This window comes from Spiroplasma endosymbiont of Ammophila pubescens, from assembly GCF_964020965.1.
GTDB lineage: Bacteria > Bacillota_I > Bacilli_A > Mycoplasmatales > Mycoplasmataceae > Spiroplasma.
Genome location: NZ_OZ026611.1, coordinates 211,872 through 234,961, shown reverse-complemented (window position 1 = coordinate 234,961; position 23,090 = coordinate 211,872). Strand labels below are relative to the sequence as shown.

The 23,090-nt window shown below is 27.6% G+C and carries 27 protein-coding genes and 4 pseudogenes; 15 read left to right on the top strand and 16 right to left on the bottom strand.

Features of this window, described 5'->3' with window-relative positions:
* From ABNT63_RS01430 to ABNT63_RS01405, 5 genes and pseudogenes are all read right to left on the bottom strand, one after another.
* Complete coding sequence (locus ABNT63_RS01430) at positions 1-1,014, bottom strand: protein kinase domain-containing protein (protein ID WP_348736111.1); 1,014 nt, start codon at positions 1,012-1,014, stop codon at positions 1-3.
* Positions 1,015-1,107: 93 nt separating this feature from the next.
* Positions 1,108-1,869 (bottom strand): PP2C family protein-serine/threonine phosphatase, encoded by a 762-nt coding sequence (locus ABNT63_RS01425; protein ID WP_348736110.1) that lies wholly within the window; start codon positions 1,867-1,869, stop codon positions 1,108-1,110.
* 2 nt (positions 1,870-1,871) lie between these two features.
* A complete protein-coding gene (rlmN, locus tag ABNT63_RS01420; protein WP_348736109.1) occupies positions 1,872-2,909 on the bottom strand; it encodes a 23S rRNA (adenine(2503)-C(2))-methyltransferase RlmN in 1,038 nt (345 codons plus the stop codon).
* Positions 2,910-3,022: 113 nt separating this feature from the next.
* Positions 3,023-5,078 (bottom strand): annotated as a pseudogene (locus ABNT63_RS01415) (PTS transporter subunit EIIC).
* Between the two features lie 108 nt (positions 5,079-5,186).
* On the bottom strand, positions 5,187-5,450 hold the full coding sequence (locus tag ABNT63_RS01405) for a hypothetical protein (RefSeq protein WP_348736107.1): 264 nt from the start codon (positions 5,448-5,450) through the stop codon (positions 5,187-5,189).
* Positions 5,451-5,690: 240 nt separating this feature from the next.
* On the opposite strand from ABNT63_RS01405, the gene ABNT63_RS01400 reads away from it, so the two are divergent.
* Together ABNT63_RS01400 and ABNT63_RS01395 are read left to right on the top strand one after the other, a co-directional pair.
* Positions 5,691-5,882, top strand: coding sequence for a hypothetical protein (locus ABNT63_RS01400; RefSeq protein WP_348736106.1), 192 nt, complete (start codon positions 5,691-5,693; stop codon positions 5,880-5,882).
* 57 nt (positions 5,883-5,939) lie between these two features.
* The gene (locus ABNT63_RS01395; protein ID WP_348736105.1) at positions 5,940-6,545 is read left to right on the top strand and encodes a MurR/RpiR family transcriptional regulator; all 606 of its coding nucleotides are present in this window, start codon (positions 5,940-5,942) and stop codon (positions 6,543-6,545) included.
* Here the strand turns inward: ABNT63_RS01395 and ABNT63_RS01390 are convergent.
* Together ABNT63_RS01390 and ABNT63_RS01385 are read right to left on the bottom strand one after the other, a co-directional pair.
* Positions 6,538-6,843: a hypothetical protein gene (locus tag ABNT63_RS01390; RefSeq protein WP_348737208.1), complete on the bottom strand. Its 306-nt coding sequence runs from the start codon at positions 6,841-6,843 to the stop codon at positions 6,538-6,540. The genes ABNT63_RS01395 and ABNT63_RS01390 overlap by 8 nt on opposite strands.
* Positions 6,844-6,858: 15 nt before the next feature.
* Positions 6,859-7,248: pseudogene (locus tag ABNT63_RS01385) on the bottom strand (ATP-binding cassette domain-containing protein); the annotation flags it as partial.
* A gap of 625 nt (positions 7,249-7,873) precedes the next feature.
* Between ABNT63_RS01385 and ABNT63_RS01380 the strand changes: the two are divergent.
* From ABNT63_RS01380 to ABNT63_RS01335, 10 genes and pseudogenes are all read left to right on the top strand, one after another.
* A complete protein-coding gene (locus ABNT63_RS01380) occupies positions 7,874-8,026 on the top strand; it encodes a hypothetical protein (protein ID WP_348736104.1) in 153 nt (50 codons plus the stop codon).
* Between the two features lie 34 nt (positions 8,027-8,060).
* Positions 8,061-8,240 carry a hypothetical protein gene (locus ABNT63_RS01375; RefSeq protein WP_348736103.1) on the top strand — a complete coding sequence of 60 codons (180 nt, stop codon included), beginning with the start codon at positions 8,061-8,063 and terminating at the stop codon, positions 8,238-8,240.
* 416 nt (positions 8,241-8,656) lie between these two features.
* Positions 8,657-9,106 (top strand): DUF3627 domain-containing protein, encoded by a 450-nt coding sequence (locus tag ABNT63_RS01370; RefSeq protein WP_348736102.1) that lies wholly within the window; start codon positions 8,657-8,659, stop codon positions 9,104-9,106.
* Between the two features lie 137 nt (positions 9,107-9,243).
* Positions 9,244-9,447 carry a DUF2649 family protein gene (locus ABNT63_RS01365; protein WP_348735627.1) on the top strand — a complete coding sequence of 68 codons (204 nt, stop codon included), beginning with the start codon at positions 9,244-9,246 and terminating at the stop codon, positions 9,445-9,447.
* Positions 9,447-10,460, top strand: a pseudogene (locus ABNT63_RS01360) (hypothetical protein). The gene ABNT63_RS01365 and the pseudogene ABNT63_RS01360 overlap by 1 nt, the downstream one beginning before the upstream one ends.
* Positions 10,453-10,887 (top strand): hypothetical protein, encoded by a 435-nt coding sequence (locus tag ABNT63_RS01355; protein ID WP_348736101.1) that lies wholly within the window; start codon positions 10,453-10,455, stop codon positions 10,885-10,887. The pseudogene ABNT63_RS01360 and the gene ABNT63_RS01355 overlap by 8 nt, the downstream one beginning before the upstream one ends.
* An 18-nt stretch (positions 10,888-10,905) precedes the next feature.
* Positions 10,906-11,142, top strand: coding sequence for a hypothetical protein (locus tag ABNT63_RS01350; protein ID WP_348736100.1), 237 nt, complete (start codon positions 10,906-10,908; stop codon positions 11,140-11,142).
* Between the two features lie 11 nt (positions 11,143-11,153).
* Positions 11,154-11,462 (top strand): hypothetical protein, encoded by a 309-nt coding sequence (locus tag ABNT63_RS01345; RefSeq protein ID WP_348735630.1) that lies wholly within the window; start codon positions 11,154-11,156, stop codon positions 11,460-11,462.
* Positions 11,455-11,652, top strand: a complete 198-nt coding sequence (locus ABNT63_RS01340; protein WP_348736099.1) for a hypothetical protein — start codon at positions 11,455-11,457, stop codon at positions 11,650-11,652. Before ABNT63_RS01345 ends, ABNT63_RS01340 begins: the two co-directional genes overlap by 8 nt.
* Positions 11,633-12,946 (top strand): annotated as a pseudogene (locus ABNT63_RS01335) (spiroplasma phage ORF1-like family protein); the annotation flags it as partial. The gene ABNT63_RS01340 and the pseudogene ABNT63_RS01335, both read left to right, overlap by 20 nt.
* A 139-nt stretch (positions 12,947-13,085) precedes the next feature.
* On the opposite strand, the gene ABNT63_RS01330 reads toward ABNT63_RS01335, so the two are convergent.
* Positions 13,086-13,385, bottom strand: coding sequence for a lipoprotein (locus ABNT63_RS01330; RefSeq protein ID WP_348736098.1), 300 nt, complete (start codon positions 13,383-13,385; stop codon positions 13,086-13,088).
* 180 nt (positions 13,386-13,565) lie between these two features.
* Here ABNT63_RS01330 and ABNT63_RS01325 point away from each other — a divergent pair, with 180 nt between their 5' ends.
* The 3 genes from ABNT63_RS01325 (at position 13,566) to ABNT63_RS01315 (ending at position 14,648) form a co-directional block, all read left to right on the top strand.
* Entirely contained in the window at positions 13,566-13,718 is a 153-nt protein-coding gene (locus tag ABNT63_RS01325; RefSeq protein WP_348736097.1) for a hypothetical protein, read from the top strand.
* Position 13,719: 1 nt separating this feature from the next.
* Positions 13,720-13,989, top strand: coding sequence for a hypothetical protein (locus ABNT63_RS01320; protein ID WP_348736096.1), 270 nt, complete (start codon positions 13,720-13,722; stop codon positions 13,987-13,989).
* Between the two features lie 140 nt (positions 13,990-14,129).
* A complete protein-coding gene (locus tag ABNT63_RS01315; protein WP_348736095.1) occupies positions 14,130-14,648 on the top strand; it encodes a DDE-type integrase/transposase/recombinase in 519 nt (172 codons plus the stop codon).
* Between the two features lie 160 nt (positions 14,649-14,808).
* Here ABNT63_RS01315 and pfkB read toward each other — a convergent pair whose 3' ends face one another.
* The 8 genes from pfkB to ABNT63_RS01275 all read right to left on the bottom strand — a co-directional run bounded on the left by pfkB (position 14,809) and on the right by ABNT63_RS01275 (position 22,990).
* Entirely contained in the window at positions 14,809-15,741 is a 933-nt protein-coding gene (pfkB, locus tag ABNT63_RS01310) for a 1-phosphofructokinase (RefSeq protein ID WP_348736094.1), read from the bottom strand.
* Positions 15,742-15,811: 70 nt separating this feature from the next.
* Positions 15,812-17,875 (bottom strand): fructose-specific PTS transporter subunit EIIC, encoded by a 2,064-nt coding sequence (locus ABNT63_RS01305; protein ID WP_348736093.1) that lies wholly within the window; start codon positions 17,873-17,875, stop codon positions 15,812-15,814.
* Between the two features lie 95 nt (positions 17,876-17,970).
* The gene (locus ABNT63_RS01300; RefSeq protein WP_348736092.1) at positions 17,971-18,627 is read right to left on the bottom strand and encodes a DeoR/GlpR family DNA-binding transcription regulator; all 657 of its coding nucleotides are present in this window, start codon (positions 18,625-18,627) and stop codon (positions 17,971-17,973) included.
* The gene (gene infB / locus ABNT63_RS01295) at positions 18,593-20,446 is read right to left on the bottom strand and encodes a translation initiation factor IF-2 (RefSeq protein ID WP_348736091.1); all 1,854 of its coding nucleotides are present in this window, start codon (positions 20,444-20,446) and stop codon (positions 18,593-18,595) included. The genes ABNT63_RS01300 and infB overlap by 35 nt, the downstream gene beginning before the upstream one ends.
* Positions 20,447-20,469: 23 nt before the next feature.
* The gene (locus ABNT63_RS01290; RefSeq protein WP_348736090.1) at positions 20,470-20,775 is read right to left on the bottom strand and encodes a L7Ae/L30e/S12e/Gadd45 family ribosomal protein; all 306 of its coding nucleotides are present in this window, start codon (positions 20,773-20,775) and stop codon (positions 20,470-20,472) included.
* 2 nt (positions 20,776-20,777) lie between these two features.
* Positions 20,778-21,053, bottom strand: coding sequence for an RNase P modulator RnpM (gene rnpM / locus ABNT63_RS01285; protein ID WP_348736089.1), 276 nt, complete (start codon positions 21,051-21,053; stop codon positions 20,778-20,780).
* A gap of 19 nt (positions 21,054-21,072) precedes the next feature.
* Positions 21,073-22,488 carry a transcription termination factor NusA gene (nusA, locus tag ABNT63_RS01280; protein ID WP_348736088.1) on the bottom strand — a complete coding sequence of 472 codons (1,416 nt, stop codon included), beginning with the start codon at positions 22,486-22,488 and terminating at the stop codon, positions 21,073-21,075.
* A 19-nt stretch (positions 22,489-22,507) separates the two neighbouring features.
* Positions 22,508-22,990: a ribosome maturation factor RimP gene (locus ABNT63_RS01275; RefSeq protein ID WP_348736087.1), complete on the bottom strand. Its 483-nt coding sequence runs from the start codon at positions 22,988-22,990 to the stop codon at positions 22,508-22,510.
* Between the last annotated feature and the right edge of the window lie 100 nt (positions 22,991-23,090).

Sequence of the window (23,090 nt, the reverse complement as noted above, 5' to 3'; positions counted from 1 at the left end):
CTACCCTGGTAAAAACAAGCAAAGACAAACTAAGGCAATAATGAAACAAACTAGTAAGAAACTAAATCATCAAGCAACATTAATTCTTAAAAATCATGGATAAGAACAATACCGATCATAAAGCTTACACTGCTTACCTTTTACTTCAAACATATTTGATAACTTTAAAGGTTTTTCCGAGCGATGTTCTGATGTTTCAATTGCTTGTAAACTAGTATTAAAATTTACTACTGTTTGAAACCGCTCACTAGGATCTTTCGCAATTGCTTTTAAAATAACATTTTCTAAACTTTGTGGAATTAAGGGATTTACTAACCGTGGTCGTAGTGGCAATTCTTTAACATGTTTAACTGCAACAAAAGTTGGATTTTTTCCAACAAAAGGAGCCATCCCAACAGCTAACTCATATAACATAATGCCTAAAGCATAAATATCACTGCGTTTTGTTGCTGGTTTTGATTGGACAATTTCTGGTGCCATATATTTTGATGTTCCAATGATTTTGCCACATTCTAAATCTTCACTATTTTCTAAAATTGCAACCCCAAAATCAGCAACCTTGATTTTACCATCATATGAAATCAAAATATTTTCTGGTTTAATATCACGATGAATAATATCATTATGATGAGCTTCCGTAATAGCTAAATTAATTTCATCAAAAAAATATAATAATTCTTTAACAGTGCAAGGACCTAATGTTAGTAAACGATCTTTCAAAGTATAACCTTTAACTAATTCCAAAACTAAACAATGACGATCATACGCCTGAAATGAACCATAAACTTTAACCACATTATTATGGGAAAACTGCGCAATTGAATTATATTCTTTATTAAAACGTTCTACTGCTTCTTTATTTTTTGATAATGTTAATGTCATAATTTTAATTGCAACATGCCGCTTTAATAACATATCATATCCTTCAAAAACTTCAGCCATACCACCATCTGCAATTTTAGCTAAAACCTGATAACGATTGTGTAACACTGTTCCAATTGTGATTTGTTCCATTTTCTGCACCCTTTTACCTTATTATTTTAACTTGTAAACATCATAACACAAAAAACTAAGAAGAAAAAAACAACAAATAAAAATAACAGTGCTTTAATCTGTTATTTCAAAAACAATTCCGGTTAAATTATCAGTTGATAGATTTTCTAATGCCCGATCAATTAAAATTTTAACCTTATCGTTTAATTTATTTGTTGATTTTAATGTTTCAATTAAATCAATTTCATCAACATAATCATGAATTCCATCGGTGGTTAATAAATACTGTCCTTTAATATCTTCAATAACATAAGTATCAATTTTTAAATTCTTTGTTGGTCCTAAAGCACTTGTTAATACTTTTCAAAAAGTATGCATATTATATTGTTTTTTATATTGACCTTGAAATTCTAATTCTTGTTTTTCTCGATATTCTGTTGAATTTTCCATATTTTGGTCAGTAGTAATTTGATAAATTTTATCATGATGTAATTTATATAACCGTGAATCACCAATATTAATAACATATACTTTTCCATTAGCAATTAAGGCAGCAACAACTGTTGTTCCCATATCACTTGTATCAGCATAAATTTGAGCATAAGTAACCATTTCCTGTTGAATTGCTAAAATTGTTTGACGAAACCATTTATTAATTTCTTCATCGGACAAATGATTAAAATTTGTCCGTTTAAAATGTTCCACTAAACTATCAACAGCCATTTTACTGGCAACTTCGCCATGTTGATGACCACCCATCCCATCACAAACAATGGCAATATAATTGTTAAAACTATTATTGGCAAAATCAAAGTAATCTTGATTACTACTACGATAAACACCAATATCAGTTTTGTATCCAAACCGTATTTGCATAATTATTTTCTAATAATCCCTTTATTTTTAGCTCGTAATTGACCACAAGCAGCATCAATATCGTGCCCAAATTCACGACGAACAATACAATTAATTTTTTGCTGTTGTAAAGTTTCAAAAAATTGATTAATTTTTGTACTGCGTTGATACCCATTTTCTGCAACTGTATTATAAGGAATTAAATTAACATAAGCATTTAATCCTCGAATTAACTTTGCTAATTCTAATGCTGTTTCACGACTATCATTAACATTCTCAATTAAAATATACTCAAAAGTAACACGCCGATTAGTTAACTCAATATAATAACGAACTGCATCCATTAATTTTTCTACTGGATAAGTTTTATTAATTGGCATTAATTGATTACGAATCGCATTATTTGGAGCATGTAATGAAATTGCTAAATTAACTTGGGTCTTTAATTCTGCAAATTGTTTAATTTTTGGAACTAACCCACAAGTAGAAATTGTAATATGGCGCGCACCAATTTGATAACCTTTTGAGTCATTAATAATGTTGACAAACTTAAGCGTATTATCAAAATTATCAAATGGTTCGCCAATTCCCATTACAACAACATGGCTTACACGTTCATTTGTTGTTGCTAAATAACGATTAACCATCATAACTTGTTGAACAATTTCGGCAGTTGATAAATTCCGGGTTTTTTTTAATAGTCCTGAGGCACAAAAAGTGCATGCCATATTACAACCAACTTGTGTTGTAACACAAACAGAATTACCATAACTTTGAGCCATTAAAACTGTTTCAATTTTATAACCATCTGCTAACTGAAACAAAAACTTTACTGTTCCATCTTTTGACTGTTGTTGAACAACAATTTTTAATGGCTCAATCGTATAGTATTCTTGTAATTTATTACGATCAGTTTTAGAAATATTTGTCATTTCATAAAAAGAATATATGTTTTTGACATATATTCAATCAAAGATTTGCTCTGCTAAATACTTCTTAAAACCATGCGTAACTAAATCTAATTGTAATTCCTCTTTTGGATATCCAAAAATTGATGTCATTATTTTCCACTCCATTTTTATATATTATAATTTTATCACAAAATAGCATTTGTTAAAATAGACAAAAAAACATTAATTAAAAAATTAATGTTTTTTTTGATATCTATTTAATTTTAACCCTGTTTTGAATTTAAATTTGCTGTCTCTTTATTATTACGCATTTCAGCTAATAATTCACACATATACGGTTTAATTACTTCTTGTTCTCCACCATAAATAATTTGAACCGATTGACCACGAATAAGCATTCCGGTGCTGCCACCTAACCCTTTAATTCCATCTTGATTGACAAGTTTACTATCAACAACTGTAATTCGTAAACGTGAAGCACATGAGTCAACTGCCGTAATATTATCAGCACCACCTAAAAATTCAATAATTTTACGTGCTTTTTCTCTTTTTGCCGCATCACCATTTGCACCCTTCGCTGGTGTTGATGAAGTTGTTTCATTAGTACCTTTTTTTGCTTTAAAATCAGCTTTAGTATATAGTTTTGTGATACCATCACGACCAGGAATTTGAACTTTCCCATATTTAATTGCTAAATAGAAAGCTGCAAAATAAATTCCAATATATGGAATTCCAACTACAAAAATTCAATAGAAGTTTGTTTCTTTTCCACCAACAAATGGAATAATATCGAAGACAATAAAGTCAATAAATCCATCTGAAACGGTCATTGATGTATGCACATGTAATAATCCCATTAACATAAATGAAATTGCACATAATGGCATATGAACACCATAAAATAACCATGGTGCTACAAATAAGAAAGTAAATTCAATTGGTTCTGTAATTCCTGTTAAGAAGCAAGTAAAGGCTGCTGAAAAGTAAATTCCCATTACTTGTTTTCGATTTTCTTTTGGAACACTAAAGTACATTCCTGCTGCTGGTAATCCAAACATCATAAATGGGAACTTCCCAGTTTGGAATCGTCCTAAATTTAACCCAATATGTTGAATTATTGTAAAGGTAATTTTTGGATCAGCAATAACTTTATATATAATTGTTTGATCACCAACTGCTGCTATTGTTGAAGCATTTAGTTCTGATACTCAACTAGTAATTGCTGCTTGTGCTTCTCCAACTGTAATTGTACTTAAATCAATATTAGCATCAATATAACCAGCTCCTTGTAAATCTTTAAGGAAAGCCATATAACTTAAAGAGTCTTTTGAAACATTAGCGATTAAATCTGCCATACTTCCCCCGGTTTGTGTTCATCATAATGGTGAATAAAACACATGATGTAACCCAAATAGCACTAATGATCGCTTAAAAATCTCAAAGATTAAAGAATCTAACCCTACTGGTAATTTTCCTGAGTTATTTCCAAATCATGCTAGCCCAGTTCCAATTAATGGTCAAATAATCATAAAAATAAAAGCTAATGGAATTACTGCTATAAACATAATAATTGGAACTAATTTTGTCCCACTAAAAAAACTTAACGCTGAAGGTAATTGTGTTTTATGAAAACGATTATAAGCGAAAGCCGCAATCGCTCCAACAAAAATACCAGTATTTAATGAATTAATTCCTAAATTAGAAGTTAATAATTTATTTTGAACTGCTCATATTTGACAAGTGTAAAATAACAAGTTAAATTGATCAGTTACTCGTGCTGAACTAACAATTGTGACAGTAACATTCCCTTTCACTAATTCTTTATAAATATCACTGGTTCTCATTCATTCCAATAATTGTTCACCCGTTAGTAAAGTTGGACTGGCTGATGTTACACCATCAACAGTTAATTCCATAATTGGTGAAGCACCCCCTCAATATTAACAACATATTGAATATGAGCATATGCCTCATTTAATAATGACAACTGAATTGCATTAAAAACTAAAAACCCGACCACTGAAGTCAATGCTGCTACTCCAGCATCATCCGTATAGGCCATTGCAACAGAAATACAAAATAATACTGGCAAATTGCCAAAGGCAATATCTCCCATTTTATTTAAAAAATTTCCAAAGTATCAAGCTGCTGAAGCAGAATCAACTTTTGATGAAATAGTCGCACCAACTCCTAAGAAGATTCCAGCAATTGGTAATAGAAATGCTTTACTTAATTTACTTAAAGTCCCATTGTCCTTTGATTTGATTGTTTTCATCAAGCCTTTGACATAAAAGGTTTAAGCTTGGCTTTCTCACTCATTTTTGATTTCTCCTTTTAAAATAATAAATTAATATTTCCTAAATAATTATAGAATTTAACTAACTTAAAGTTAGGTTAATTACTACAAAGCAAAGTTTTTTCATTTTTTTAAAATAATGATAATTTTATAAAACCAATAAAAAAGAACGGAAATACTAATAACATAACAAAAAAAGAACTATATAACGCAATATTACGTTTAATATAATTTCATAAATCTAAATTTTTATTATTTTTAGCATAATAATATTCGCTATTAGCTAATCGTTTCTTTTGGAAAATTCAAATAATTAACAATATTGTCCCCACGATAATTCCAAAAATTAAAATTGATAAATAGGTAATATGTTGTGGCGATAAACTTAACATCATTGTCTTTTTTTACTCTTTCTATTAAAATAACTTGCTTACATTTGGATTTTTATATAAATTTTCATTATTTTATAATTACATTATAGAATAATTTTATTGAAAAATATTCATAATTTGCATTTTTTATTAAATTAACAAATTATTTTCCACTTTATTATTCGCATAATATGTTGTAAAATAGAATTAGTTGATATTATGAAAATAATTTTCATGGTGCGGTTGATGAAAGGAGTTTCTATGTTGTCTCTGTTAACATATGATAAAAATACTTTGACTGATACTGAACTATCAGTTATTGAACAAATTATTCAAAATCCTGTGTTATTTACTAGTAAAACAATAACTGAATTAGCAAAAGCTTACTATGTTAGTGAATCAACTATTACCCGAATGGCAAAACACTTATGATTTAAAAATATTAAAGAATTATAAATGCATATTTATGAACGATTAAATTTTCTAAACAAAAATTACGAAACTAATGAAACCATGAATTTAAAAGATATCGCTAACAATATGCGTGTCTATTATTCTTATAGTATCCATGAAACAATTGACAATATTGATTTAGAAGTCTTAGACCACCTAATTAATGATATTGTTATTAAAAAGCGAATTTTCGCCTTTGGCATTGGTGCATCTTTTCTTTCTTGCCGGGTTTTACATAGTAACCTTAATATGATTGGTTATAACTGTTATACAACAGAAAACATTCATTCGTTAATGGTTACTCTTTCAAATGCCGAACCCGATGATTTAATTATTATTTTTAGTAAATCAGGAAAGACAAATGAAGTTGTTAATATTATTAATTTAGCAAATAAGCTGAACATTGATGTGGCTTTAGTTACTAATATTCCTAACATTGATCAATTATATAAAATTAAACATAAAATTTTATTTGAAATTCATACAAAAGAAAATGAGCATTTTACAGCATTATCTTCTAAAATTGTTCAAATTTTAATATCTGATATCATTTTTCGAAATTTATTAAAAATTCATCCAAATTTAGAAAATAAGATTAAGGCGGCTAACGCAATTACCGAAGACTACAATCAAAGTGCTAATAAAAATAAAGACTCTTTTAATTAAAAGAGTCTTTATTTTGTTCATTTTCAAACATCTCTTTTGTATAGTTAAAAACACTACCATACTTTTGAAGAATATAAGTTACTGCTAAATCAGCTTTAATTTTTCCTGCTGATAAATAGATAACCCGCTCACAAAAACGTTCAATTTCTTCCATATTGTGTGATACGAGCAACATTGCTCGTTGATTAATAATAATATTTTGTTCTAAAAATTGAAAAATAGTTTCTTTAACTGCAATATCTAAGCCAGTTGAAACTTCATCCAAAATTACTAATTGTGGATGATAAATAACTGACAATAAAATGTTTAATCGCTGTTGCTGACCTCCTGATAATTTAACAATCTTTTTTTTAGCAACTTCTGTTAACTGATAAGTGATAATTAATTGTTTAATTTCATCCTGCTAGAAAGATAACTGAAATACTTTACAATAATATTTAATCATATCCATTATTATTAACCCAGGTGGATATTGGGAATTTTGAAACTGCATTCCAATGGTTAAATTTGGTTGATAAATAATTTCACCATTATTAGGCTTTCGCACACCAGCAATAATCTCGCTTAATGTTGTTTTACCACTTTCATTAGCACCAATTAAACCAATTTTTTCATGTTGATGGATTATTAAATTAACATCTTTTAAAACAAATTTTTGATGGTATTTTTTTCTAATAGCTTTGACTTCTAAAATAATTGCCATAAAATCCTCCTACTTTAAAGTAAATTTTTCTTTATTTTACCATTAAGGAAAAGATTTTCATTTTAACTTTATCGTAAATAAAGCGTAATTTGCCAAACTATACAATTTTCAAGAAAAAAGATTCCATTTTATACTCTCCAAAGAAGTATTATAATTGATCTTAGGAAAGTAAAATTCTCAATTCCAACAATTTTTGATATCATAAATATTCATTAACAAGATTTAAAAATATATATTTTAGGCATAAACCATAATTGTAACAGCAATGAACAATATGACATAAAATAAAAAAATTATAGAAACCACATACATTTTGTACTTTTGTGGTATTTACAGTTTTAGAAATAAATTTTATTAATATTTTAAATAAGGAGTTGAAATTATGCAAACAAAACAATATTTTATTTTGCGGTCGTTAGTGAAAAAGTATGGAAAAGATATTGTTATTAATATTGTCAATAAGATTGCAAAAGATATTGAAATTAAAAAGTAAAAGAATAAATTATTCCGCGTAATTTATTAGCGGATAATTTATTCAATAATGTTTTTTAAGTGGAGCAAAGCGACAACGAGCGGAGCGAGTTTGCAAATTTCAATTTTTTAATTTATTGAAAGGAGTTATATCATGCCAGTATGATTAACATGAATATTTAGTATTTTGATTTTGTTAGGTATTTTTGCGTGAATTGGTTTATCAATTTATCAAAAAGTTAGACAAATTCAAGGTAAGAAAAAAGAAAAAAAGAAATTGAAGACAAGGAGGATAGAAAATAATTAATTTTTTAGCAGATGCAGTTACTTTTAGGACTGGAATGGATTCTATTTGAAGCGGTTTGGGACAAGCAATGATGAAAGTTAAAGATGCTGTATATGGTATTTTACCGCAGTTAATGATCTTTTTAGGTGATGCGTGAATTATTTTAATTCCATTTGGATTATTTATTATTATTAAGATATTAAACTTTTTCCGTCATATGGTTAAAGGATTTTAATAGAATATAACACTATATTTTAAGTTATTTTAAACAAAATTAAGGCACACTATTTTATTTATTTTTTATTAATTTATTTTATATAACTATTATTTTAAAACTTAATAGTATTTTTCAGTGTGCCAATTTTTACTATTTTATATATTTAATATTGTTAATAACATTGTTTATTAAACATTAAATAAGCAATATATTAGCATTATGTATAACATTGTTAATAATCAATGTTTTTATCAATAAATAAACAATATATAAACATTAAATATAACATTGTTTATTAAACAAACATTTAGTTAGGAGATGATAAGTAATGATTAATTATTTTGAATATAAATGTGAAACTTGTTTTAATGATATGAAAAGATTACGATTTGATGAATTTTATTGTTTAAATTGTTATAAAGAAGTTGAAAAAATTGAGTAGTTTTGTTAAGAAAAATCAAAATATAGAAAATTATTTTATTAGCAAGGAACTTATTCCTTTTGAAACAGATAAAGCAAGTTTTATAAATTTACCTAATCATAATCGCCATATTGGTTTTTGATTGAGTAATAAATTTATTTATCCTAGTGAAAAACATTCAGATCAAGTAGCAATCGGTTTAATTTATGATAATTCTTATCGTATTGTAAAATATGATGAAAATTTAAAACAACACGATTGAAAATTTTTAACTGGAACAGAAATAATTGATTTGTATAGTCAATATAAACATAACTATTTTACGCTTATGCATAAAGCATTATTTCAAAATGAACCTAAAAAAGTAAAAACAAATAACAGCAATAATTTAATAAATTGAAATGACGAAAAAGTAGAACAATTAATTCGCGATTTGGAAGAATTAGATAATGAGTTTATATAATTATTGAGTTCAATTTGTTAGTTATATAATTGGTTCTAATGCCCCAGAATTTTTATATGTTATATCGTTTGTGTTATTTTCATTTTATTTTTTGGAATGTTTTTTAAACTTATTCAGAAAATGTGGAGTTTTTAAAGATGCAAAATGATTGAGAAAAATTAAAAGAGTTTTTTATTCATGTCTTTTTATTTATAAATAAAACAAATGTTGAAAGTATTACAATGTGGAATTTAACACAAAATGAATATTTAACTTTGATGATTGGTGTTTGAATTGTAATTTTGTTTTTAACTTGGTTCTTATTGTGAATGATTTTTAAAATAGTTGGGTATTTTAAATAATGAAAAAATTTGTATTTTTTCTAATAAATTTTTGTTATATTAGTGGTTCAATGGTTTTGTTTAGTTTAATTGATTTATTACTTTGAATAATTTCTTTAAATTTTACTGGTTTAGTATTTTGATTATTATTTGTTTTACAATGTGTATATTTTGTTTGGTGAGTTTAAAAAAATGTTTTTTATCAGTTAAATGTCTTTCGTTTAGTTTACTTTATTTGAGATAATCCATTATCCGTAATTATTGGTAAATTAGGAACTGGTAAAACATTGCTTTTAACTTTTCTATCACAAGTTATGAAACTTTTAACGAATAAAATTTATAGTAATTATCCAATTGAAGATGATGCAATAAAACTTTTAACTTTTAATAATTTAGATTTTACTGATAGAACTAAATTAGTCCCACCTGATGATAGTTTATTTTTGTTTGATGAGAGTTTTTTATATATTGATGGAACTAGTCCTCACGAAGTTAAAAAAGTTCATGGTGGTAAAAGTGTGTGAATTGTTTTAGCAAGACATTTTAAAAATAGATCGATTTTTACTGTACAGCGTGAAGGTATGATGTGAAATAATATTCGTCATTTAGCAAGTGGTATTATTATTCCTATTTCATTGAAAAAATCCGTTAAGTCAAAATTAGGTAATATTTTTAATCGTAGTTTTGTTATGCGAATTGGTATTTTCCAAGATATTACAGATTATGAAATTTGAAAAACAAAATCAGTAGAACGAACAGCAGAAGGTAAAAGAGCAAAACATAAGTTGGATGTTGGATTAGGAATTCGGTTTTTTAAGATAATTATTCCGCTTGAATTTGCCAATAAATATGATAGTCATTGATTATCATTTGTTCGTGATTTAAAAAATGATGAAGTTATTAATAAAAAAGAATACTTTTGAAAAGATATATCAAAATTAAACAATAAACAACGCTTAGAATTGTTTGATATTGATATTTTGAAAGAAAATTTAAAAGCAAGAAAAGAGAAAGGAAAAATAAAAAATGAGTAATTTATTAAGTGAAAGCGTTAATAACGATAATTGAAATAAGATTTTTAGTTTTATTTTTGATACTTTTTTATTTGTTTTTGATGTTATTTGAAATACTAAATTACCAATGTCAAATATAACAATTGCTTATTTTTTAATCTTTTTTATGGTTATTAAATTATCTATTTATGCAATTCACGGAACATCAACTAATTATAACGATTTAGGTTCAACAGTTAAAAGCGGTATTATTAATAGTTCTAAACTATACGGTGCTACTGTTCGGGGTGTTTCTAGTACTAAACAAGGTTTACAAAAACATATTAAAGAACGAAAACAATTTAAAGTTAGTCGCAATAAACAACAGTTATCAAGTTTAGCAAGACAAGTAAAAACAATAGAACAGGGATTTAAAAGAATTCATAGCACTAAAAGAATAAAAAAATAAGTAAGGAGTTGATTTTATATGATTAAGTTAGTTTTATTAGTTGCGGCAATCGCTATATTTGGTACTGGTTTTATTACAGTTATTATTAATCAGTTGACATCAGCAAAAAATATTATTATGGATTTATATAATTCTGATACTTGGTTATTATCTATTTTTGATAAAATGGCGATTTTATTTAGTCATCCGTTAATGTTAACAATATCAAGTTTATATATTATTGGGTTTATTGTTTCAAAAACATTCTATAGTTAGGAGTTAAATTTATGAAAAGTAATGTAGAAAATAAAAAAGAAAAGAAACAAAATGGTTTATTTATTTCTTGGGTTGATTTAATTTTATATCTTATTATAAGTTTTTCGTTAACGCTTGTATGTATTTTAGATACAGTTTCAACGATTGAAGAATTAAAAGAGAAATATGCTGGTATAAATTTTTATATAATTTATGGTTTATGATTTGATATATTGTGATATATCTTAATAATTCATTATTTTTATGGTTATTTATTTAATGAAATTATCAAATTAATAAAAGAAAATCATAAAAATAAGTTGGTAAAAAATAATGCGTAAGTTTTTAGTATTATTTTCGTTTATACCAATTTTATTGATTTCTTTTTTCTCGTTAGGGGCAATGACATTACAACAAAACCATCAATCACAACAAACAGAAGAAAAAGCAAGAACAAAGCGGAGTGTAGAAACTGGTATTAATGAAACTGATTTTATTAAATTTAGATGTTATTATTCAAGAAAATATTAGAGTTCAGCAAGGTGGTAACCCTGATTATGAAAGTTCTATTGTTGGAACACAAAGAATAATTTTTGATTTTGAAATTGTTGATGAAAGTTTATGAAAAAATAGTTTTAAATCAATTTATCAGATGATTTCAACGATTGATAAAAATAATAACATTATTGCTGGCAGTTTAGAATTATTTCATAATTGAAAATATGCAGATGAACCTGTTAAAAATCAAAAGGATAAATTAGGTTTTTTGTTTACTTTTATGCAAGATAAAGATAACATATTTAATTTTGATGGAAATACTAATTCATATTTAGAAAATGGAAATATTAAATATTATGAAAAAATGAAAGAACAAATTGATATTAATAAATTTTTAAAAGCATTTTTTGCGTATGCTTTGGTGCCGGTGTTTCAAAATCGGAGTAATTTTATAGAAATTGGTTATATTGATAATTTACAATATGATACTGTTTTGATTAACTTTTTTGGTTTAAAATTAATTAATTTTAAAGATGTTTTAATTGATGAAAATAATATTAATAAAAATCAATTTGAAAAATTATTAAATAGTATGTTTACAGTTTCGAAAAATTTTTATAAAGATTATTTACGAACAATTTTTGATTTAGAAAATAATACTTATGCACAAGGATATAATAAAAAATATGGTTTATTAGCAAATAATGGTTTTAAAATTTATCCACGATATTTTTATTTTTCTGATAAATATAAATCATTAGATTTTAAGATGTATTCTGCTTATAAAAATCGATTTTATAATACAAATTATGGAGATGTATTTAATTATGATTTTTCCGTTGCAAATAATTATAATATTAATCAAAATGAGGGTTATGTTTTTGAAGGCACTTTAAAAAACAAATATGGTTTAAAATATAAAAAAATGGAAGAACAAAAAATCGGTTATAATGTCTTTGAATTACAAGCACAAAAAGATAATGATATGTATCGTTATTATGATTTTAATTTTGGTATTTATAATTGACAAGAAATTAATAATGATGGATTATTCCCCGATAGTCAATAATGACAAGTACAATATGAAAGTTGTAGTTGATATAATTTAGCGTGTCATATCAGAAATACGGCAATTTGAATCGTTAATAATATTCCTGGTATAAAACAAGTAAACGAATTAGCGAGTGGTGTTGGAAAAATATTTCAAACAATTTATAATTTTTTTAATCAAACATTCGAAGTATGAAAATTTAGTCCTGCATTATATAGTACAATAACTAATTTATTCTTATTAATTATATTTATGAAATTTGTAAGATTAATATAAAAAGGAACTATTTTTAAATTCCTTTTTAACCTTTTCAATCTGTAATTTCACTAGTATTAGGATTAATTATTGGTGTTCGTGGTTCTCCAACATCATCCCAACGATAAACAGGAAAATTAATTCCATATCTTAAATGTTGTTAGTATGTATTGTGATTTTTTATAAAATTACTATCAAAATAAACTTTTTCGCAGATATATTTATCAATAATTCGAACATAAAAATATCATTTATTATTTGGTTTTGAAAACTCACTTTCTCTATTATTATTTTCAATTAATTTTCAATTACTATTTTTGGGTGTTTGTTGTTGATTTCAAGGTTCTGGTTTATTACCTCCGCCGTTTTCATTATTATTTAGTTTTTCACAACTAATTAATGTTGTTGTGCTTGTTGCAGTTAATCCAATTGCTCCTAAAATACTAAGTCATTTTTTCATATTTTACTCCTTTTTTATCAAATTCTATTGACATTATATATACAAGCATTTTTAAATATATTTTAGAAACGATATTTTACTTATTATTGTGATTGTTTAAAAAAGTTTGAAGTTTTATAAAAATTAATTTAAATGATATAACTATACTATATTATTTTTTTAAAAAAATGAGGTGAATTAATGAAATATATTATTAATGATTCTAATTTAAGCGATTTACAAGCAAAATTGCAAGATCTTTTAAGTAAAAACTATCAAAATAAATATTATAAAAGAATAAAAAAGAAAATATTTGCATATATTAATTTATGTAAGGAGTTTTTTTGAAAATAAGTTGTTATTAAAAGACTTAATTAAAAAATATTTTAAAAATAAATTTTCAACTTTTTATTATTGAGCGAATAAAATTTTAGTTGCATATGCAAATAATAATTTTGAAGATTTATTATTAAAATCAACAGTTCCTAATAATATTAATTATCAATATAATAATGATGTTCGTAAAAATATCTGTGATTTATATTTTGAATATTGTGATAAACGTGTTGGTGGTGTTTTATCATTGTTTTATAATTTAAAAAAGGAATTCATGGCGAAGAATTAAAAAATAAAGCACCCAAAAATTTAAAAACATTTTTTCGTTGAATTAAAAAAGATAAACGATGATTAAAAATAAAAAATAAAATTAAAGAAATTAAAAGACAACATCCAAGATATGAAGTTAAAGAATTAGGATTATTACAAATGGATGCTAAATATTTTATGCCAAGTAAATTTCCAGTTGATAAAAAGTATTATGTTTATGATTTTATTGATGAAAGAATGAGAGGAGTATTCGGTTATATTTATGATAAATTATGCACTGAGAATGCTATTGATGCTGTTAAAAGAGCAATCAGTGATTTTAAAAAAATATTTGGTATTAAAATAACACGAATTAGAACTGATAACGGTTCTGAATTTATTAATAGTCATCGGAATAATCAAAAAAGTAGCGTTAAAGAAACTACTTTTACTCAATTTTTAACAGATAAAAATATTTTACATCAAACAACACCCGTTAGTTCTCCGCAGTCAAACGGTAAAATTGAAAGATTTCATCAAAATTATACTAAGTTATTTGTATTTGATGAAAAAATATTGAATATAGTTGGTTTACAAAATAAAATAAATGATTATTATTATTTTTATAATTTTGAAAGAGTGAATAAATCTTTGAATTTTCAGACACCATTTGAATTTTTAACTAATTTAACTAAATAATTTTAAATTTATAAAGTTTTATTTAAACTATTTTTAGTGTGTCAATTTTATAATTTTTATTTATATATATTTATCAGTTTTAATAATATTTTTATATTTTAATTATATTTTTTATTATTTTCTTGCAATCTCCAAAATGTGTGTGGTATACTACATTTTTTTATTTAAAAGTACTAATTTTGATTTGTTGTTTTAAACTTTCCACTAACAATTTGTCAGCAATCCCTTGACTAAATGCTGTCGCTGATCCAGCACAAATACCAGTTAACATTGCTTCTTGATAATCATCTGTTGCTAAATATGCTCCAACAAATCCAGCAACCATTGAATCACCAGCGCCAACTGAATTAATTAATTGTCCTGTTGCAGTATTACCAACATAAACATTTGTTGGAGTAATTAAGATGCTCCCATCCTTGCCACTACTAATTAAAACATTCTGTGCCCCTTGTTCTTGCAATCTTTTTCCTAAAGCAACAATTTCTGTTTTTTGAGTAAATTGGTAATTTGTTTCAAATAGTTCATTTAATTCCGCTAAATTTGGTTTAATTAAGAATGGTTTAGCTGATAAAGTTGATAATAAAACATCCTTTGTTGCATCAACAACAAATAAGATTTCATTTTCATCACAATAAGTACTAATTGTTTGATATAAATCAGATAGACAATTGCGTGGTAATGAACCAGAAATAATTAAACAATCATTTTTGGTTAATTCTGTTTTAAGAATTGTTAACAGTGCCATAACATCATCAGCACTAACAGAAAAAGCAAGACCATTTAATTCTGTTTCTTGTTTTATTTCTAAACTTTTAATTTTTATATTAGTTCGGTTTTTACCATTAACTTCATGAAAACAAGCACCAACCTTTTGCTCTATCAAATAATGTTCAAACATTTCCTTATTATCACGCCCCAAAAAGCCTAATGCTGTAGTTGAATATCCTAAATGTTGCAACATTACGGCAACATTAATTCCTTTGCCACCAATTACCTCATACTCACTAATCGCTTTATTAGTTTCTCCTACCTGGAAATTAGGGACTTCAATAACTTGGTCAATTGCGGGATTTAATGTTAATGTATAAATCATTTTTTCGTACTCCTTCCCTTTTTATTTTAGTATTATAAAAACCCAATGAGTTGGGTTTTTACTTTTTAAATTAAATTGCTAAAGTAATTTTATTGTTTTTAACATCATGCATTCTTCAAAATCCAAGAATCAAGGCACTAATAAAGCTTCCAATAATTAGTGCAATAACTGAAATTAAGACTGCTACTCCAATTGAAGCACCATGATTAGCAATACTAAATCAATTTTTACCATTATCTTGAATTTGCAATAGCGGAAAGACAAAAACCCCTCCGTGCGGTGCTGCTAAGGTTACACCAAAACCACTAACAATTACGCCAGTAATAGCACTTCCGGCTATAATTGATGGAATTGTTCGTTTTGGGTCAGTAGCAGCAAATGGAATTGCCCCTTCGGTAATAAAACATGCGGCTAAGAAATAGTTAGTATTTCCTTGCTCAACATCTTTTTTTGATCAATATTTTTTAAACATTCTTGTACATAGAGCTAATGCTAATGGTGGTACCATTCCTGCTAACATTGCACAAGCCATAAAGACTGTTCCCCCATTCGTTGAACGAATTCCTTCATAAGATGTTTGTGTGGCATCAATTGTTAAGGTTCCAAAGACATAGGCAGCTTTATTAATTGGTCCACCCATATCAGCAGCCATCATTAAACCAATAATAATTCCAATTAAAGCATTTAAATTATAATCAGCAATTTCTTTTAAACCTAAACTTAAACCGTAGTTTAAATATCCTAGTGGGATATTTAATCCAAACATTAACACTCCTGCTGCTAAAGCTGTTAGAACAGGGATTAATACAATATCACTAACTCCTCGTAGTGATGGATGGAACCGAGCAAATCCTTTTTGGCATCCATATACAGCAAAGGCAACAAGATAACCACCAATTAAGGCTCCAAAAAATCCTGAGTTAAAGTTTGAAATTGAATCAGGGAATAATCGCCCTCATGTATTTGCTCATCCCGTTTTATTTTCTGCATCATATAACATTCCAGGAGCATTAGCAATTAATCCTACTATCATCCCGGGTAATAATCCTTGTGATCCCACAATCGAGTAACATACATAAGCACCTAAAATTGGAACCATCATACCAAAGATTACTTTTCCTAATCCTGAAAATCATGCAGCAATATCACGAGTTACCCCAAAATCTTTTCCTGTTTTACCTGAATCTAATAAGAAACCAATTCCTAAAATAATTCCTCCAGCAACCACAAATGGTAACATTCGTGAAACTCCTCCTAAGAGGTTTTTTGTTACATCTTTAAAGTTTTTTAAACTTAATTCACCAACTTCATCGTTACCACCTTTGCCACCTTTGCCAATTGTTAAACGTTTACCATTCAAAGCATCTTGAATAACATTAGGGGCATGGTAAATAACATCTTTTGTACTTGTTTCTAAATATGAAACACCCTTAAAACGATCCATTCCCGTAATTTTTTTATCAATCCCAAGAATAATTGCTTTTGCATTAGCAATGTCGGTTGCTGTTAAGACATTTTCATTACCGCTACGCCCTTGCGTTTCAACTTTAATTGTTAAGCCCATTGCCTTTGCTGCTTCTTCCATTTTTTCTTTTGCCATATAAGTATGGGCAATTCCAGTTGGACAAGCTGTAATACCAATAACATCATAGTGACCATCGGTTTTCACTTTATCGTGGTCAGTAACTGGTTCAATAAATGCTTTAAGAATATCAGCAAAAGTTTTTGCCGCACGAATTTGGGTTACAACTTCACTTTTTCCTAAAAAACCAGCTAATTTTGCTAGTGCTTGTAAATGTTGCTCTCCTCCTTGTTCTGGCGTAGTAATCATAAAAATGATATCAACTGGTTTGTTATCTAAACTTTGTCAATCAACTGCCTTTTCTAATGTCATAATTGCAATTGATGGTTTAGTAACACTACTACTTGAACAGTGGGGAATTGCTAAACCATCACCAACACCCGTTGGACCTTCTGTTTCACGTTTTTCTAAAGCTTTAATTAGCTTTGCTGAATCAGTAACTGTTTCATTGTTAACTAATGCTGTTGCTAATCTTGCAAAGACTTCAGCTTTATCTGTCGCAGAAGTTTTTAAAAAGGTTGTTGCTTCAGTAAAATAATCAATTACTTTCATATTTTTTTATCCTTTAATCCTTTCTATGAACTTGTAATAATTTCAACTTCCGAACGAGAAGCGAATTTTACTAATGATTTAATGTTAAATTTTGATTAATCAGCAAGAATATAACTTTTTGTTGCTCGTTTATTAACCTCTGCTTTAATCATTGCTTCATCTGGGTCGGTCGTATATAAATCCTGACCATTAATCCCATTCACGCCTAAAAAAGCACAATCAATTTGATATTTTTGTAAAGTCGTAATGGCTTCTCAACCAATTAATGCTCCTGTTTGGTGTTTATATTTTCCTCCCAAGACATAAACATTATTAAATCCTCCTAAAGCTAATAGTTCTACATGGAAGATTGAATTAATAATAATTACTAAATCATCTGCTGGTTGTAATAACTTAATTAATGCTAAGGTTGATGAACCAGCATCCAAATAAAGATACATTTTTGATTTAATTTTTTTAACCGCATGGCGAGCAATTAAATATTTTTCTTCTGCATGCTGTTGGATTTTTTCATTTAATTGTTCTTCTATCCGAACCTCATAACTCTTTTGTAATTTAACACCACCATGGGTTTTAATAATCCTTGTTGCTCCATTTCCGTTAAATCACGGCGTAATGTTGTTGGTAATAACTGCAATATCTTCTCACCAATTGTAATTATATCTTATTTTTAACCAAAAACAACCAAAAATAACATAAAACAACCAAAAAAAACCATTACTTTGTAACGGCTTTCTCAGTATAAACTTCAATAACATCTTGCTCTTTTAAATCATTATAGTTTTTAATTGTTAACCCACATTCAGCCCCTGTTTTAGCTTCTTTAATATCATCTTTAACATGTTTTAATGATGCCAATTCACCACTATAGACAATAACTCCATCACGTAAAACTCGAACTCGTGATTTTCGTGGAATAATACCATCAGTAACATAACAACCAGCAATAGTTCCAATATCAGAATGACGGAAAATTTGACGTACTTCCGCTTGTCCTAACACTTCTTCAACTATTTCTGGATCTAACATTCCTTCCGCTGCGGCAACTATTTCTTCAGTTAATTTATAAATAATTGTATGCAAACGAATTGCAACACCTTCATCTTCGGATTTTTTCCGAACATGAGCTGTTGGACGAACATTAAAACCAACAATAAATGCTTGACTAGCTAAACCCAATGTTACATCACTTTCAGAAATTGCCCCAACAGTTGCTCGTAAAACATTAATTCTTACACCTGGAATATTAATTTTTAATAGATTTGCTTTTACTGCTTCAACTGTTCCTTGAGTATCAGCTTTTAAAATAATATTAATTTGTTTTAATTGTCCATCTTTAATTTGGGCTGATAAACTTTCTAACGAGAAATTTTGATTTTTATAACGTTTATTCATTGTATCAATTGTTTTTCGTTTTAAAGCAATTTCACGTGCTAATTTTTCATCTCGAAAAACCATAAAACGGTCACCAGCATTTGGTACTTCATTTAAACCATGAATCATAACTGGAGTTGATGGTCCTGCTGATTTAATTTTTTTACCACTCTCATCAGATAAATCACGAACATAACCAAAAGTATAACCAACAACTAAGGCATCTTTAATATTCAATGTTCCTGATTGCACCAATAGTGTTGCAACTGGTCCTAAACCACGATTTAAGTGTGATTCAAGCACTGTTCCTAACGCAAAACGATTTGGATTTGCTTTTAATTCTATTAAATCAGCCATTAATAAAATTGTATCTAATAATTCATCAATTCCTTGTTTTTGTTTAGCACTTCCTTTAACATAAGGAGTTGTTCCTCCTCACTCTTCTGGAGTTAATTCTTCTTGTGATAATTGCATTAAAATATTATCTAAATTTACTCCAACTTTATCCATTTTATTAACAAAAACAATAATTGGTACGCCAGCTGCTTTGGCATGATCAATGGCTTCTTTAGTTTGCAACATTACACCATCATCAGCGGCAACAACTAGGATAACAATATCTGTTACTGCACTCCCTCGTGCGCGCATTTGTGTAAAAGCTTCATGTCCAGGAGTATCAACAAAGGTAATCTTTTCACCATGTTTCGTTTTAATTTGATAAGCCCCAATATGTTGTGTAATTCCCCCATGTTCTGTACTTACCACATTAGTATTACGAATGGTATCTAATAGGGTTGTTTTCCCGTGATCAACATGGCCCATAATTGTGACAATTGGTGGTCGTTTTTCTAACGAAGCAGGGTCATCATTAACTTCAAAACTTTCAATTAAGTTTTCATGTGTTACTGATTTTTCACGTTTAAAATCTAACCCGAATTCTAAACATAACTCTCCCAATTTATCTTCAGTTAAAAAAGTATTTTGATTTAACATTATCCCCTTACTAAAAAAGTATTTAATAATTTCACTAACGGGTTTATTAATTTTTTGGGCAAACTCAGCAATAGTTAATGCCTCATCATAAACAAAAACTCCTTCGGTAACATGTGCTTCAACCGTTTTTAATTGTGATTGAATCCGATTTCGTTGTTTTTTAGCTAATGTTTTTTTATTTTGTTTGTTATTTTGACTACTCATCTGTCCCTCCTCCTTTTTGAATTTTAAGAATTATTTAATAATTTCAGCAACCGTTGGGCAAGATGTTGGTCACTAATACCAATCATTTTAACATTATTTGTTCCTAAGGCTTGTTGGGTTAAATTAAAATCAAGGCAACTAAAATAAGGGATCTTATAATAAAAACATTTTTGTTGATATTTTTTTGCTTGCGTAGCACCAACATCACTGCTTGTTAATACTAAATAAACAGTTTTTTGTTGAATGGCAGTTAACAAACAAGCCCCTGTGATTAGTTTACCCCCTCGTTTGGCTAGACCAAGATAACTATATCCTTTTTGATCTATCATTGTTAATCTCAATCTTCGCTAATTTCACAATATAACATTTCGTAAAATTGATCGGTTAACTTTGTTTTTAAAGCACGTTCTAACGCGTGACTCTTTTTTGCTTTTTCATAAATCTCTAATGTTGGTCGTAAATAAGCACCGCGCCCATTGGCCTTTCCGGTTGGATCAATAATAATTTCCCCGTTTGGTGTCTTAACAATTCGTACCAATTCTTTTTTTGGTAACATTTGTTGTGAAACAACACATTTTCGTAAGGGGATTTTTTTATGATTTGTCATCGATATCCCTCCTAGTTAATTACTTATCTTGATCATAATAATTATCATAGTCGTCATAATTAATTTCATCGTCATCATCATCTTGATTTTCAAATTGTTCACTCTCAAAATAAGAAAGATTGTCTTCAATTTCTTGAATTTCATTTTCTAATACTTTAGGAGTTGATTCTGTTAAATCATCAACATGATAATTTTCTTCATCTAAAATCATTGTTTCTTCAGCCATTTGTTCTTCAATAATTTCAAATTCTTCAACTGGTAAACTGGCTGTTATATCAACAGTATTTGTTTCAATAGTGGCTTTTGGTTTAATTTTATCTTTTAATTTAACTTGTAATGCACTAAGTTCATCAGTTGTTAAATTTCCATTTCATAAAATTTCAACTTGTTTCGTTAACGCTTCACTATAACTCATAATGTTTAGTTTTCATTTTGTTAACTTTGCAACTAATTTTGCGGCACTTCCTCCTTTTCCAATTGCTAATGATAATTGCTCATCAGGAACAACAACGTCAGCTTCTTTTCCTTCATCATTAGTTGTAATTGAAATTACTTTTACGGGTGATAATGAGTTAATAATAAATTGTTGACTATTATCATTATAAATACAAATATCAATTTTTTCATCTTGTAATTCAGCTGTTACTTTATTAATTCGACTGCCCTTGCTACCAACACAAGCACCAATTGGATCAATATTTTCATTTGTACTATAAACAGCAATCTTACTACGACGCCCAGGATCACGAGCAATTGCTTTTATTTCAATTACTTGCTCAAAAATTTCTGGAATCTCACGTTCTAATAAACGATATAAAAAATCATTGCTTGTTCGTGAACCAGTAATTTGTCCTGCATTTTTTGATTTAACAACATCTTCTGCTAAAAAAGTAATTGGTTGGCCAACTTCAAAATAGTCAGAAAAGATCAAATTTTTTCGAGGAATATAAGCAAATGTTCGTTCGACTTCAACTAATAAGTATTTTTCTTCAGCAGCAATAACAACACCTGTTATTAAGTGCCTTTTTTGGATAATATATTCATCAAAAATTGAATCCTTTTCTGCTTCTTTAATTTGTTGTTTAATAATTTGGCCAACTTGGAAAATTGCTAATCGTGAAAATTCTTCTGAATTAACTGGTTCATAAACTTTATCATCAATTGTAATTTGCTCACCATATTTTTCTTTGGCTTCATTTAGACCAATTTCTAATAAATCATCTTCTACTTTTTTAACAACAGTTAATTCTTTTTCAACTTTAATTTGTCCTGTTTTTTGATCAATCTCAACAATAATTGTTGCTTCTGGATCAAAATGTTTTTCATAAGCCTTCCTAATTCCTTCTTTAATTGAATCTAAAATTAAATCACGGCTAATTTGTTTTTCACTAACAATTTCATCAATTGTTGCCAATAATTTTGCACCATCAATCATGCTATATAACATTCCTTTCTTAAAATTTAACCACACAACGCGCAAATTTAATATTTTGATAATTTGTTTGTAATGTTTTGTGAGCACCTTTAAAAAAATAAGTAATAGTAAGATTTTGTTGCTGATCAACCATTGATAATTCACCAGTAACTTCAACTAAATTATTGACTTTTTCGTTAAATTCTAAATAAACATACTCCTTAACATGTTGTTGTAGTTCATTTCAATTTCGTAATGGTCGCTCAGCACCTGGTGTTGAAACCTCTAACAAGTATTCTTCTGAAAATAAATCAAGACTATCAACCAATTCATTAATTTCTTCACTAATAACTGTTAGGTGATCTAAATCAAGCACAGTTGTTTTATCTTCAATTAACACTTGTACAACATTTGTGTCAAACTCTTGTAAATAATTAATTGCAAACAAAGTTAAATTTTGCTTTGCTAAATAATTTTCCAAAGCTGATTTCAATTTTGTTTCTTGTTGTATAAAATGTTCCATTCAACACCATCCTTTCTTAATCAAACATAACTAAATTTATGGCATTAAAGAAAGAGCACGGTTGTGCTCTTTCTTGACCTATTTTAATTACTTTATTATT